This window comes from Streptomyces sp. NPDC048659 (assembly GCF_040650575.1).
In the GTDB taxonomy this organism is placed as follows: domain Bacteria; phylum Actinomycetota; class Actinomycetes; order Streptomycetales; family Streptomycetaceae; genus Streptomyces.
In genome coordinates, this window is sequence record NZ_JBEZHM010000006.1 from 11,914 (window position 1) to 25,462 (window position 13,549).

Consider the following 13,549-nt stretch of genomic DNA (forward strand, 5'->3'; position numbering starts at 1 on the left):
GGGGACCGGTGGACGAAAACGGTGTGTGACGCGGTCCAGGGTTCGATGGTGGCACCCTGCGACCGCATAGGTACAGCCGCCGGGTGCGGAGTGCGACCCGGCGGCTGGAGGTGGAACGTGCAGCGGCGGGTCAGCTCGCTACGCGTACCGCGAGCGCGTCGCCGATCTCGGCCGTCGTACGGGGGGTGTCGCCGCGCTCGGTGAGGTCGGCGGCGACCGCCTCCTCGATGCGGGCCGCCTCGGACTCGTAGCCGAGGTGGCGCAGCAGCAGGGCGACGGAGAGGACGGTGGCCGTGGGGTCGGCCTTGCCCTGGCCCGCGATGTCCGGGGCGGAGCCGTGGACCGGCTCGAACATGGACGGGAACTCGCCGCTCGGGTTGATGTTCCCGGAGGCGGCGACGCCGATCCCGCCGGAGACGGCGGCGGCGAGGTCGGTGATGATGTCGCCGAAGAGGTTGTCGGTGACGATGACGTCGAAGCGGGCCGGGTCGGTGACGAGGAAGATCGTCGCGGCGTCGACGTGCAGGTAGTCGGTGGTGACCTCGGGGAACTCGGCGGCCACCGCGTTGAAGATGTTCGTCCACAGGTGGCCCGCGAAGGTCAGCACGTTGTTCTTGTGGACCAGCGTGAGCTTCTTGCGGGGGCGGGCCTGGGCGCGGGCGAAGGCGTCCCGGACCACGCGCTCGACACCGTAGGCGGTGTTGACGGAGACCTCGGTGGCGACCTCGTGCGGGGTGCCCTTGCGGATGGTGCCGCCGTTGCCCGTGTACGGGCCCTCGGTGCCCTCGCGGACGACGACGAAGTCGATCTCGGGCTGGCCGGCGAGCGGGGTGGCGACACCGGGGAGCAGCTTCGAGGGGCGCAGGTTGACGTGGTGGTCGAAGGCGAAGCGCAGCTTCAGCAGGAAGCCCCGCTCCAGGACGCCGGACGGGACCGAGGGGTCGCCGATCGCGCCGAGCAGGATGGCGTCGTGGCCCTTGAGGGAGTCGAGGTCGGCGTCGGTGAGGGTCTCACCGGTGGCGTGGTAGCGCGTGGCGCCGAAGTCGTACTCCTTGGTCTCCAGCTTCACATCCTGGGGAAGGACGGCCGCGAGGACCTTGAGGCCCTCGGCCACGACCTCCTGGCCGATGCCGTCGCCGGGGATGACTGCGAGATCGATGCTGTGAGACATGTCGGCACCCTACTCTTCGTCCCATCGTCTGACACATCATGTCCAGGATGCGGACGATCCTCCTGGACCCGGGGCGGCGCGCCGGGGGTCGGCGGGGTGCGCCGCCACCTTCGGGCCCGGACCGAAAATGGAGGCATGACACGCACTTTCGAAGAACTCGTGGCGGAGGCGTCCCAAGCGCCGGTGGACGGCTGGGACTTCTCCTGGCTGGACGGCCGGGCGACCGAGGAGCGCCCGTCCTGGGGCTATCAGCGCCTGATGGGCGGGCGGCTGGCGGCGGCGGAGGCCGCGCTGGACGTCCAGACCGGGGGCGGCGAGGTGCTGGCCGGGGTGCCGGTGCTGCCCCGGACGGCGGTGGCGACCGAGTCCTGGCCGCCGAACGTCGCGCGGGCGACGGAGCTGCTGCACCCGCGCGGGGTGGTGGTGGTCGCGGACCCGGACGAGCCGCCGCTGCCGTTCGGCGACGCGGCCTTCGACCTGGTGACCAGCCGCCATCCGGCGACCGTGTGGTGGGCGGAGATCGCCCGGGTGCTGCGCCCCGGCGGCACGTACCTCGCCCAGCACGTGGGCCCGGCCAGCGTCTGGGAGCTGGTCGAGTTCTTCCTGGGCCCGCAGCCGGAGGCGGCCCGGCTGCGGCACCCCGACGACGAGGCGGCGGCTGCGCGGGCGGCCGGGCTCGACGTGGTGGAGGTGCGCGCGGAGCGCCTGCGGATGGAGTTCCACGACGTCGGGGCCGTGGTCTGGTTCCTGCGCAAGGTGATCTGGATCGTGCCGGGCTTCACGGTGGAGGCCGAGCTGCCGAGGCTGCGCGCGCTGGACGCGCTCATCCGCGAGCGGGGCCCGTTCGTGGCCCACTCGGCCCGCACCCTGATCGAGGCCCGGAAGCCCGGGGGCGGTGGCGGGTCCGGTCAGTGACCGGTCTCGCCGCCGTTGTCCCGGCGGTCGAGGGAGCGCTGGAGGGCGGCGGCGGCGTTCTTGCGGGCCTCGTCGCTGGGACGGACGGCGGAGTGGCGGACGCGGCGGGCGGTCTGAGCGGCCATGAGGGATCGACTCCTTGAGATCAGCGTGATCGAAGGCGCCGGAAGGGGCGGGGAGCGCCGCCGCAGGGGTTGCCTGCACGGGGCGTGGCGCTCTCGACCGCCCTGCGCTCGATGGAGCGGGACGTTCGGCTTCTACAAAGCTAAGCCAGCTCACCCGAACTGTCTCCACAATTACTCGGACTTCCTACTATCTGAGACGGCCCTCACACCGCCACCTAGATTGCATTCCTACCTAGATAGTGCTGAGATCCATCCATGGCCGCAGACCGCAGATCCAGCTGGCTCAAGGGAGTCCTCGACCTGCTCGTCCTCTCCTGCCTGACCGACGGTGAGAGTTACGGGTACGAGATCGCCAGGTCGCTCGCGGAGGCGGGGGTCGGCGAGATCAAGGGCGGGACGCTGTATCCCGTGCTGAACCGCCTGGAGGAGGCCGGCCTCGTCGAGGCCGAGTTCCGGGCCGCCGAACGGGGCCCCGGACGCCGCTACTACCGCCTGACCGAGACCGGGCGGACCCATCTCGCGGCGGAGAGCGCGGCCTGGCACCGGTTCCACCGGGCCGTGGGGACCAAGCTGCACACAGGGGGTACGGAACGATGAACACCGCGAAAGTCCCGAAGGGCACCGACGCAACCGGTGCAACCGGCGCAACCGGCGCCGCCGACGCCACGGACCGCTGGTTCGCGACGCTGGGCGAGGCGCTGACCGGCGCGGGGGTGCCCGAGGAGCAGGTCGCCCGCACGGCCGACGAGCTGCGCGGCCACCTGGCGGAGTCGGGCACGGGGCCCGAGGAGGAGTTCGGCCCGGCCGGCCGCTTCGCCGCCTCGCTGGGCGGCCTGGCCCCGGCGCCCGGCGAACCGGACGGGGCGGCCGAGCGGTGGACCTGGACGGCGGACCTGTTCAACGACCGCCGGATGCTGGCCGTCCACGGCGACCAGGGCTGGGAGGTCGAGCACCTGGACCCGCTGGGCCGCTTCGTCTGCCGCCGCGCTCCCGGGGCGCCGCTCGCCTGGGAGTACCGCCGCGAGGTCATCGGCCTGCGCCGCCGCGCCAAGGTCCTCGGCGAGCTGGACCCGGAGGGCTGGGAGCTGTGCGGGGAGTGGCTGGTGTACGGCTACTTCAAGCGCCCGAAGGCGGCGACGACGGGCCCGGCGGCGACCCTGGCCACGGTCCCCGCCACCCCGGACCGCCACCTCTTCCTGAGCCGCCGCGGCAAGGCCCTCCTGGCCCTGTGGGCCGCGGGCTCGGGCGCCGCGTACCTCTCCCTGGGCCTGCCGGGCCTCGCGATCCTGATCGCCCTGGGCGGATCCCTGACGGCGGTCTGGACGGCGAGGCTGGAGACGGCCCGGGGCAGGGTGGCGGCGGCGGCCGGGAACGGCGACGCGGAACGCCCGGGGCCGTAGCGGTCGACGGCTCCCGGGGCGCGGGTCGGTTCCCGGGCCCGCCCCGGATCAGGGGACGACGGCCGCTGCCCTGATCAGGAGGCGACGGCCGCTCCCCGGATCAGTGCCCGGCGGCCGGCGACCCGAGCTGGGCGGCGACGCCCTGCCGGTCGATCTGGATCCAGTACTCGACGATGAGCCCGTCCTCGACGCGATAGACCGCGCTGGTCGTCGCGGTGACGGGCACGCCGGTCGGCTCGTGGCCGTCGACCGGCCCGAGGTGCCGCCCGGTCTGGGTCCAGCGCGCGTAGACCCGGTCGCCCTCGGCGATGAGCTCGTCCACCGTCAGCGCGAAGGCGCCGTACGCGTCCAGCATCTCCTGGACGTGCTCGGTGTACTGCGCGGGCGTCCGCTCGACGACCTCGGGCGCCTCCGAGACGACCTGGTGGGCCCGGACACGGCCGGCCATGAACCGGTCGGCATGGTCCGGGTGCAGCCCCGAGCGCACCTGGAGCAGGAACTGGCGGACGATTTCCTTGGCATCGATCACGGTCACAGTCTGGCACCCCTCCCCCGGACCGCCCGGGGCCGGGGCCGGACCGGGCGACCCGGCGGACCACTTGTTGCAGCATCGCGGCCCGCTCGATCGGCTGGAACGTGTGCCACGCTGCGATCAGCCCGAAGATCAGCTCGCGGTACTCCTCCTTGGCCGGCATCGCCTTACCACCTCCGGACTCACCGCCGATGAGCAACGCCCCCTCTCGCGCTCAGCACGAGAGGGGGCGTTTTGTCGTGCACGGCTACTGTTCCGGTGTCGAGTCAGAACGGAGCCCCTTATGCACGCTCTACCACACGACCACACCGGCGCACGCATCAAGCGTCTGCGCCTCGAACGACACCTCACCCAGAAGGCGTTGTCGGACCTGTCGCAGGTCCCGTACGGCACCCTCACCAAGGTCGAACAAGGTGTCACCGCCGCCACCCCGTACGTCATCGCCGCCGTCGCCCGCGCGCTGCGTGTCGAGGTCGCCACGGTCACCGGCCAGCCGTACGCCGCCGAACTGCGCGCCGACGAGCTGGACGTGCTGATCCGCCCCATCCGTGAGTCCTTGGACGTCTACGACCTCGGCGCCGACCCCGACTTGTCGCCCCGTCCACACCAGCTCATCTCCGATGACGCCGAGGAACTCCTCGTGTCGGTCCGGGCGGGCGAGATCAAGCGGGTCGCCAGCCTCGTGCCGGGCCTGATCGAAGAGGCCACGACCGCCGCGCACCTGGCACCCAGCAGGGAGCGGTGGCTGCTGCTCGCCAGCCTGTACCGCACGTCGTACGACGTCGCGTCGAAGCTCGGCTATGCGGACCTGGCGACGCTCTCCCTGGCCCGGATGGACTGGGCGGCGCATCGCGCCTCGGACGCGGTGGTCGGGGGCATGTACAGGTACATGCGCGCGCTGACGTACCTCCGTAGCGGCGAGTACCGCACCGGCCAGCGCCTGATCGACCTCGGCCTCTCCGCCCTGGGGCAGGCCGAGGAAGGGCGGGAGCGGAGTGTCCTCACCGGCCAACTGCACCTCGGCGCTGCCGTCATGGCCGCCCGCTCGCGGAACGCCGACAGCGCCGAGGACCACCTGGTCGAGGCGGACCGGATCGCCGCCGAGACCGGTGAGGCCGTCGATGTGCACTGGCTCGCGTTCGGCCCGACGAACGTAGCGGTCCACCGTGTGAGCGCGCTCGCCGAGCTCGACGAGTACGGTGCTGCGGCCGAGCGCGGCGCCGAGGTCCGGATCCCCCGGGACTGGCCGGCCTCCCGCCGGTCGCATCACCATGCCGAGGTGGCACGGGCGCAGATGTGGACAGGAGACCTGGAAGGTTCGTTCCGCAGCCTGCTCGCAGCGAGGAAGGCGGCTCCCCAGCAGGCGCGGTACCACCTGACTGTCCGGGAGACGTACTCCGGCCTGGAGGCGGCACGGCGCCAACTCCCCGACAGCTTCCTGTCGTATGGCTCCTGGCTGGGAGCCTGACGGATCGTTATCCCTTGGCCCCGACTATCCGAAACGGCGGATAGTCGGGGCCTTCCCATGCCCCCACTCTGGTCTCACGCAGTCGCCAAGAACCTTCCACCGCAGGTCCCCGCATCCGAATCGCCGCAACAGGGACCACCGCCCCCGTCCGGTCTTACCCGCCACGGTCACCGCATCGTGGCCGGACTCGCCACGCAGTACGGCACTTCGCCCGACGGCCGCGGCCTGTGGGCCCTGCTCTCCACGTCGTAAACGCACCGCCGACAGGCTCGGCCTCCACTCTTGAGAGGGGACACGCGTGATCGATCCACCGCGGGCGCTTCCGCCCGCAAGCTGCCTGCCGCCCGCAGGCCCGCCCTCCGTACTGCTGCTGGGGAGCTCCCCTCAGTCCGCTCGCGAAGCGCGGGCATTCGCACGCGAGTTCACCGAGTTCCACTCGCCCGACGCAAGGAGCAGCCACGTTGACGCGGTCGTCCTGGTGATGTCCGAGCTCGTCACCAACAGCTACCGGTACGGCAGTGAACCCGGCGACTCGATCCAGGTCGTCATGGACACCAACAGCCACCGCACGCGCATCGAGGTGCACGACCCCGTGCGCCGCACGCCGCGTCAGCGGCCCGAGTCCGCCGATCGCGACCGCGGGCGCGGCCTGATCATCGTCGACGCGCTGTGCCCGCAGCGGTGGGGTGTCAAGAACCGACCGCTCGGGAAGTACGTGTGGGCGGAGGTCCCGTGGAACACGTGACCATCCGCCCCGTACCCGGCCCCGGGTTCACCGCCACGCTGCTGACGTCAGCGTGGATTGACTCGGACGTAGATGCGGGCGACGTGGCGTGGCTGTTCGTGGCTCACGCCGGAGCTCGTCGTCCTGGCGATACGCCCGAGGCAGTCGAGACCAACCTGATGGGCATGGCCGACGCCCTCGGCCTCGCCCCGATGACCGAGAACCTGCCCGACATCGGAGGGCGGCTGATCATCAGGGGCGGCGCCTCCCTCTACTACGGGCACCCCATGTCCGTACTCCGGCTTCCACACACGTCCCCCAGGTGGCAGCGCCACATCCTCGCGGGCGGCCTGGCCGTCCTCGCCCTGGGGCTCGCCCCCATCCCGCCCGGCACCGGACAGGACGGCATCGACGAGTACCTGTTCCGCCACGGCGCCGACGACCGGGTCCTCATGGGCGCCACCAGTCTGCGCCGCCGATGGACGTGAACGGGAGACCGGACCGCCCCGGAGTGTAGAAGACTCCGGGCCGGTCCGGCGTGGCCCGAGCCTACAAGTCCCGCCCTGCGCGCGTGATCCGCTCCGTGCGCAGGGCGGCCCACCGCACCACCCACAGCCGGCCGCTCGCCCGGCCGCGACACAGGAGGACCGAGAGATGACCACCGCCCTTGACCTGCGGGAGGTTTTCCCGCTGACCGCCCGCCTCTTACCGAGCAGCGACCCCCAGAGCAGCGCCGCCACCCGCCCGTGGATCCTCCGGTTCGCCCGGACGCCCGACTCCACGCAGGCCGTCACCATCCCGCCGGCTGTCTACGACCCCGAGTCGCAGATGTCCGTCAGCCTCTACGGCGGCCCGCTCCCCTTCATGCAGACGCACACCCCGAGCGTCCCCGACGGGAGCATCCACAACCCGCCGCCGCTCGACGAGGGCCCGAAGGACTGACCGCCCATGCCCACCGTTCTCGTGATCGCGGCCGACGACGACTGGCCGACCGACCGCGTCGTGAAGGCCCTCACGGACGGTGGGGCGGAGGTGTTCCGCATGGACACCGCCATGTTTCCGCAGGAACTCAGCCTCGCCGGGCGCATCGATGCCCGGCGAGGCTGGTCCGGCGGACTCACCACCGCCCACCGCTCCGTCGACCTCGCGGACGTCTCCGCCGTCTACTACCGCGCCCCGAACCCCTTCGCCTTCCCCGCCGGCATGTCCGGACCCGAGCGCCGGTTCGCCGCCGCGCAGGCGCGCGCCGGTCTGGGCGGCATCATCACGGCCCTGGACTGCCGGTGGGTGAACCACCCGAGCGCGATGTCGCGCGCCGAGTACAAGCCCCTCCAGCTCGCCACCGCGCGGGACAGCGGCCTGACCATCCCCCCGACGCTCATCACGACCAGCCCCGACGCCGTCCGCGCGTTCTGGGGTGACGTCGGCGGCGAACTGGTCTGCAAGCCGGTCGCCACCCCCGTCTTCATCGAGGGCGACCGCCTCCAGACCGTGTACACCCACCGGGTCACCGAGAACGACCTCGACGACCTGCTCGGGCTCGACACCACGGCCCACCTCTTCCAAGGGTGGGTGCCCAAGGCCCACGAGGTACGCCTCACCGCTGTGGGCGACCGGCTGCTCGCCGCCGAGGTGCACGCCGGCAGTGCCGCCGCGCATACCGACTGGCGCAGCGACTACGCGTCGCTCACCTACCGCCCGTGCACCCCGCCGGACTATGTCGCCGAGGGCGTACGCCGCTACATGGGCACCCTTGGCCTGCGCTTCGCCGCCCTGGACTTCGTCGTCGGCCACGACGGCACCTGGACGTTCCTGGAGGCCAATCCGTGCGGCCAATGGGACTGGATCGAGCACGCCACCGGCCTGCCCCTCACGCAGGCCATCGCCGACGAACTGCGAGGAGCCCCCGCATGAACACGCCTCCATCCCTTACCGAGGCCCGTCCCTACATGACCACGCTCGCGACGGAGCTGATCAAGTCCGGGGCCATCCGCACCCGCCCGTGGACCCGCGCGTTCGGCGACGTGCCCCGGCACCTCTTCGTGCCGAGGTGGCTCCGGCAGGACCAGGACCACCGCGGCATCACCGTGTGGCGCGAGCACCACGGCGCCACCACCGACGAGGACCTCGCCGCCGTCTACAGCGACCAGACGCTCGTCACGGCCCTGGACCCCGACACGGCCGAGCAGTTCGACGACGGCGCGTGGACCGGCATCCCCGTGTCGTCCAGCACCCTGCCGAGCCTCATGGTCCGAATGCTCGAAGACCTGCGCATCGCGGACGGCCACCGGGTCCTCGAAATCGGCACCGGCACCGGCTACAACGCCGCCCTGCTGAGCGCGCGCCTCGGCGCGGACCTCGTGCACTCCGTCGAGATCGACCCCGAGCTCGTCGCCGCCGCACGCCGGCACCTCGCCGCCGCCGGATTCGCGCCGCACGTCCTCGCGGGCGACGGAACCCTCGGCCACCCCGAGGGGGGCACCTTCGACCGGATCATCGCCACGTGCTCCGTGCCGAGCGTCCCCGCCGCGTGGATCGAGCAGAGCAGGCCGGGGACGATCCTCGTCACCGACATCGCCCTCGGCGTCGAGGGCGGGCTCGTCCGCCTCAAGGTCGACGACCGCGGCCGGGCCGTCGGCCGGTTCACCACGACCGCCGGCCGCTTCATGGCCGCCCGCTCCGACGCCAAGAGGTACCCTCCGCGGCACCGCCCCGAGCCCGCACCGGAGGCGGGGACGCTTCCGTCGTCGGTCGCCGCCGCCGACATCCGCGCGCACTATCCCTTCCGCCTGCTCCTGTCGGTCAGCCTCCCCGAGGCCGAACTCGTCTACCACCTCGACGAGGCGGGGACGACGGCACTCCAGATCCAGGACCCCGAAGGCTCCTGGGCCCGGATTCCCCTCGCAGGCGATGCGGCCCGGACGGTCACCTACGGCGGCGACCCCCGTCTGTGGGCCCGGGTCGACTCCGCGTGGCAGTGGTGGTGCGCGGCGGGCCGCCCGTCCCACGACGCGTTCACGTACACCCGCGAGGCCGACGGCCGCGCGTACGCCTCACACGCCCCCACCGGGGCCCGCTGGAGCCTCCCCCGGCCGTAGACCGGCCCCATGGAAACCGCCCCCTTCGCCGGTTGGGGGACCGGCGAAGGGGGCGGTGATCAGGGGCCTCCCCCGCGAGGGGGGGGAGGCGGGTGGGTGTTAGCCCATGTGGGGGTAGCCGTACTCGGTCGGCGGGACCAGGGTCTCCTTGATGGCGCGGGTCAGCGTCCAGCGCATCAGGTTCTGGGGGGCGCCGGCCTTGTCGTTGGTGCCGGAGGCGCGGCCGCCGCCGAAGGGCTGCTGGCCGACGACGGCGCCGGTCGACTTGTCGTTGATGTAGAAGTTGCCCGCGGCGAAGCGGAGCTTCTCCATCGTGTACGCGGCGGCGGCGCGGTCGCCCGAGATGACCGAGCCGGTCAGGGCGTAGTCGGAGACGGACTCCATCTGGGTCAGCATCTCGTCGTACGCCGCGTCGGAGCTGTCGTCGTACACGTACACCGCGAGGATCGGGCCGAAGTACTCGGTCGTGAAGACCTCGTTCTCCGGGTCCGAGCACTCGATGACGGTCGGGCGGACGAAGTAGCCCTCCGAGTCGTCGTAGGTGCCGCCCGCGACGATCGTGCAGGAGGCGTCGGCCTTCGCGCGGTCGATCGCGGCCTTGTTCTTGGCGAAGGAGCGGTCGTCGATGACGGCGCCGATGAAGTTCGACAGGTCGGTGACGTCACCCATGGTGATGCCGTCGACCTCGGCCGCGAACTCCTCCTTGAACCCGTCGTTCCAGATGGAGGCCGGGACGTACGCGCGCGAGGACGCGGAGCACTTCTGGCCCTGGAACTCGAAGGAGCCGCGGGTCAGCGCGGTCTTCAGGATCGCGCGGTCGGCGCTCGGGTGGGCGACGACGAAGTCCTTGCCGCCGGTCTCGCCGACGATCCGCGGGTAGGAGCGGTACGTCTCGATGTTGTTGCCGACGGTCTTCCACAGGTGCTGGAAGGTCTTGGTCGAACCCGTGAAGTGGATGCCGGCCAGGTCGCGGTGGTTCAGGGCCACCTCGGAGACGGCGATGCCGTCGCCGGTCACCAGGTTGATGACGCCCTTCGGCAGGCCGGCCTCCTCCAGGAGCTCCATGAGGAGCACGGCGGAGTGGGTCTGGGTCGGGGACGGCTTCCAGACCACCACGTTGCCCATGAGGGCGGGGGCGGTGGGCAGGTTGCCCGCGATGGCCGTGAAGTTGAACGGCGTGATCGCGTAGACGAAGCCCTCCAGCGGGCGGTGGTCCAGGCGGTTCCACACGCCGGGCGAGTTCGCCGGCGGCTGCTCGGCCAGGATCTGGCGGGCGTAGGCCACGTTGAAGCGCCAGAAGTCGACGAGCTCGCACGGGGTGTCGATCTCGGCCTGCTGGGCGGTCTTCGACTGGCCGAGCATGGTGGACGCGGCCAGCGTCTCGCGCCACGGGCCGGCGAGCAGCTCGGCGGCGCGCAGGATGATCGCGGCGCGGTCGTCGAAGGCCATCGCGCGCCACGCCGGGGCGGCGGCCAGGGCCGCGTCGATCGCGTCCTGGGCGTCCTGCTGGGTGGCGCCGGCGAAGGTGCCGATGACGGCCTTGTGGTTGTGCGGCTGCACGACGTCGACGCGCTCGCCGCCGCCCATGCGCTTCACGCCGCCGATGGTCATCGGCAGCTCGCGCGGGTTGTCGGCCAGCTCCTTGAGCTTGACCTCCAGACGGGCGCGCTCGGGGGAACCGGGGGCGTAGCCGTGCACCGGCTCGTTGACCGGAGCGGGGACCTGGGTGACAGCGTCCATGGGTCGCGGGACTCCTTCTTGAGAGGTGGTGGGGCTCAGCCCTTGGTGAGGATGGAGCGGACGAAGAAGAGCAGGTTGGCCGGCTTCTCCGCGAGGCGGCGCATGAAGTAGCCGTACCAGTCGGTGCCGTAGGCCGTGTAGACGCGCATCCGGTGCCCCTCGGCCGCGAGCCGGTTCTGCTCCTCGCCGCGGATGCCGTACAGCATCTGGAACTCGTACTCGTCCAGCTTGCGCCCGGCGCGGCGGGCCAGCTCCTGGCCGACGGCGATCAGGCGCGGGTCGTGGGACCCGATCATCGGGTAGCCGTCGCCCTCCATCAGGATCTTCATGATCCGGACGTACGCCTTGTCGATCTCCGGCTTGTCCTGGATGGCGACCTCGGCGGGCTCCTTGTAGGCGCCCTTCACGATCCGCACGCGCGAGCCGTTGGCGGCGAGGCGGCGGGCGTCGTCCTCGGTGCGGAAGAGGTACGCCTGGATGACGCAGCCGGTCTGCGGGAAGTCCTTCCGCAGCTCCTCGTGGATGGCGAACATCGAGTCGAGGGTGGTGTGGTCCTCGGCGTCCAGGGTGACGGTGGTGCCGATCTCGGCGGCGGCGGCCACGACGGGGCGCACGTTCGCCAGCGCGAGCTCGTGGCCGCTGCCGGGGCCCTCGGGGTCCAGCGACTGGCCGAACATCGACAGCTTCACGGACATCTCGGCGCGGGCGCCCAGGCCCAGCTCCTTGAGGCGCCCGATGAGCTCCAGGTAGGCGTCGCGGGCGGCGTGGGACTGCTCGACGGTGGTGATGTCCTCACCGACCACGTCGAGAGTGACCTCCAGGCCGCGGGCGGCCAGCTCCTGCACGATCGGGACGACGTCGTTGACCGTCTCGCCGGCGATGAAGCGCGCCACGACCTGCTTGGTCCCGGGGGCGGCCGACACGAAACGGCGCATCTTGTCGCTGCGCGACGCGGCGAGGATCACGGGACCCAGCACGGGGCACCTCCAGAGGGCAGGGTGACGAAAGGTGCCGTACCCGACCTTCCGTAAGGAACGGGGAACAGCACGAAGAACCACCGTGAAACCTAGGGACCGCTCCGATCGTCCGCCATCTACAGCTGTCACGCATCCGTGGACACGCTCTCAGACATCTGTCTGAAGGTCGGGCCGCGCGGTGGGAGAATGGCGCCGTGAAAGGCGACTACCAGGACCTTGTGGACGAGATCTCGGCGCTGCTCGGCGCCCCCGCGACCCTGGAGAACCGCGATTTCGGGCTGATCGCCTTCGGCGCGCACGACAGCGAGGACGACGAGGCGATGGACCCGGTCCGCACCCGGTCGATCCTCACCCGCAAGTCCACCCCCGCCGTCCGCGCCTGGTTCGAGGGCTTCGGCATCACCCGGGCGACCGGCCCGGTCCGCATCCCGGCCGCCCCCGACGCGGGCGTCTTCCGGGACCGGATCTGCCTGCCGGTACGCCATCGGGGAGTGGTCCTCGGCTACGTCTGGCTGCTCGACGCCCACCCCGGCCCCTCGCACGCGCAGCTCACCGCCGCCATGGAGGTCGCCGCCCGGATCGGCGAGCTCCTCGCCGACGAGGAGCGGGCCGGCGCCGACCTCTCGCGCGAGCTGCGGGCCGCCCTGTCGGCGGAGCGCGGCTGGCAGTACGACATGGCGCTGGCCGCCCTGCGCACCGCCCTCGGCCCGGACGCGGACGGCCTGCACGCCCTGGTCTGCCTGGCGCCCTGGCCCGGCGAGGACTCCCCTTCCCCGCGTACGGTCCCGGGCGCGGCGGCCCTGTGCACGGTGCCGTGGCGCCCGGCGGCGCCCCCGGCCGACGGCCCCGGCGCCCCCGGCTCCGCTCACGCCCCCGCCCCGGCCCGCGCGCTCGCCGCGCTGGTCCGGCTCCGCTCGGCCGACAACCTCTCCCCCGCCGTCACCGCCGCCACCCGGCTGCGCGGCACGGCGGGCCCGGCGGCCGTCGCGGGGGTCGGCACACCCCGGCGCGGGCTCGCGGACCTCGACGTCTCCTGGCGCGAGGCCGGCTCGGCCGCCCGCGCCGCGACCGCGCAGCCGCGCCTGGGCCCGCTCGCGGAGTGGTCCGCCATCGGCCCGTACCGCCTGCTGACCGCGCTCCCGCCGGACGGCCCCGACCCGGCGGTCCGCACCCTGCTGGCCCCGGCCCACACCGAACTGGCCCGCACCGCCGAGGTGTTCCTCGACCACGCGGGCCAGGCGGGCCGCACGGCGACGGCCCTCGGCATCCACCGCCAGACCCTCTACTACCGCCTCTCCCGCGTCGAACAGCTCACCGGCCTCGACCTGGACGCGGGCGAGGACCGGCTGCTGCTGCACATGGCGCTGAAGGCGGCGAAGCTGTAGCGACGGGCCCGCCG

General features: G+C 72.3%; 15 protein-coding genes. 10 read left to right on the forward strand and 5 right to left on the reverse strand.

All coding sequences use genetic code 11. The features are described 5' to 3' along the window. Positions 1-130 precede the first annotated feature (130 nt). Entirely contained in the window at positions 131-1,171 is a 1,041-nt protein-coding gene (locus AB0C99_RS06675) for a 3-isopropylmalate dehydrogenase (RefSeq protein WP_362470297.1), read from the reverse strand. A gap of 135 nt (positions 1,172-1,306) precedes the next feature. Here AB0C99_RS06675 and AB0C99_RS06680 point away from each other — a divergent pair, with 135 nt between their 5' ends. Beyond that, positions 1,307-2,086, forward strand: coding sequence for a class I SAM-dependent methyltransferase (locus AB0C99_RS06680; protein WP_362470300.1), 780 nt, complete (start codon positions 1,307-1,309; stop codon positions 2,084-2,086). Here the strand turns inward: AB0C99_RS06680 and AB0C99_RS06685 are convergent. Next, positions 2,080-2,211, reverse strand: a complete 132-nt coding sequence (locus AB0C99_RS06685; RefSeq protein WP_362470303.1) for a hypothetical protein — start codon at positions 2,209-2,211, stop codon at positions 2,080-2,082. The two genes, AB0C99_RS06680 and AB0C99_RS06685, sit on opposite strands and share 7 nt — an antisense overlap. Positions 2,212-2,466: 255 nt before the next feature. Here AB0C99_RS06685 and AB0C99_RS06690 point away from each other — a divergent pair, with 255 nt between their 5' ends. Beyond that, positions 2,467-2,808, forward strand: coding sequence for a helix-turn-helix transcriptional regulator (locus AB0C99_RS06690; RefSeq protein WP_362470306.1), 342 nt, complete (start codon positions 2,467-2,469; stop codon positions 2,806-2,808). Further along, positions 2,805-3,611: a hypothetical protein gene (locus tag AB0C99_RS06695; RefSeq protein WP_362470309.1), complete on the forward strand. Its 807-nt coding sequence runs from the start codon at positions 2,805-2,807 to the stop codon at positions 3,609-3,611. The genes AB0C99_RS06690 and AB0C99_RS06695 overlap by 4 nt, the downstream gene beginning before the upstream one ends. Positions 3,612-3,711: 100 nt before the next feature. On the opposite strand, the gene AB0C99_RS06700 is transcribed toward AB0C99_RS06695, so the two are convergent. Beyond that, entirely contained in the window at positions 3,712-4,140 is a 429-nt protein-coding gene (locus tag AB0C99_RS06700; RefSeq protein WP_362470312.1) for an ester cyclase, read from the reverse strand. 286 nt (positions 4,141-4,426) lie between these two features. On the opposite strand from AB0C99_RS06700, the gene AB0C99_RS06705 reads away from it, so the two are divergent. From AB0C99_RS06705 to AB0C99_RS06730, 6 genes are all read left to right on the forward strand, one after another. Continuing rightward, the gene (locus AB0C99_RS06705) at positions 4,427-5,611 is read left to right on the forward strand and encodes a helix-turn-helix transcriptional regulator (RefSeq protein WP_362470315.1); all 1,185 of its coding nucleotides are present in this window, start codon (positions 4,427-4,429) and stop codon (positions 5,609-5,611) included. Positions 5,612-5,948: 337 nt separating this feature from the next. Further along, positions 5,949-6,356, forward strand: a complete 408-nt coding sequence (locus AB0C99_RS06710) for an ATP-binding protein (protein ID WP_362470768.1) — start codon at positions 5,949-5,951, stop codon at positions 6,354-6,356. A 164-nt stretch (positions 6,357-6,520) separates the two neighbouring features. Then, positions 6,521-6,823 carry a hypothetical protein gene (locus tag AB0C99_RS06715; RefSeq protein ID WP_362470318.1) on the forward strand — a complete coding sequence of 101 codons (303 nt, stop codon included), beginning with the start codon at positions 6,521-6,523 and terminating at the stop codon, positions 6,821-6,823. Between the two features lie 166 nt (positions 6,824-6,989). Beyond that, a complete protein-coding gene (gene tgmA, locus AB0C99_RS06720; protein WP_362470321.1) occupies positions 6,990-7,277 on the forward strand; it encodes a putative ATP-grasp-modified RiPP in 288 nt (95 codons plus the stop codon). Between the two features lie 6 nt (positions 7,278-7,283). Continuing rightward, on the forward strand, positions 7,284-8,249 hold the full coding sequence (gene tgmB / locus AB0C99_RS06725) for an ATP-grasp ribosomal peptide maturase (protein WP_362470324.1): 966 nt from the start codon (positions 7,284-7,286) through the stop codon (positions 8,247-8,249). Then, positions 8,246-9,433 carry a methyltransferase domain-containing protein gene (locus AB0C99_RS06730; RefSeq protein WP_362470327.1) on the forward strand — a complete coding sequence of 396 codons (1,188 nt, stop codon included), beginning with the start codon at positions 8,246-8,248 and terminating at the stop codon, positions 9,431-9,433. The genes tgmB and AB0C99_RS06730 overlap by 4 nt, the downstream gene beginning before the upstream one ends. A gap of 99 nt (positions 9,434-9,532) precedes the next feature. Here AB0C99_RS06730 and pruA read toward each other — a convergent pair whose 3' ends face one another. Together pruA and AB0C99_RS06740 are read right to left on the reverse strand one after the other, a co-directional pair. Then, complete coding sequence (gene pruA, locus AB0C99_RS06735; protein ID WP_362470330.1) at positions 9,533-11,173, reverse strand: L-glutamate gamma-semialdehyde dehydrogenase; 1,641 nt, start codon at positions 11,171-11,173, stop codon at positions 9,533-9,535. Between the two features lie 35 nt (positions 11,174-11,208). Continuing rightward, entirely contained in the window at positions 11,209-12,150 is a 942-nt protein-coding gene (locus AB0C99_RS06740) for a proline dehydrogenase family protein (RefSeq protein WP_362470333.1), read from the reverse strand. Positions 12,151-12,344: 194 nt separating this feature from the next. Here AB0C99_RS06740 and AB0C99_RS06745 point away from each other — a divergent pair, with 194 nt between their 5' ends. Beyond that, positions 12,345-13,535, forward strand: a complete 1,191-nt coding sequence (locus AB0C99_RS06745) for a helix-turn-helix domain-containing protein (protein ID WP_362470336.1) — start codon at positions 12,345-12,347, stop codon at positions 13,533-13,535. The last annotated feature ends 14 nt before the right edge of the window (positions 13,536-13,549 follow it).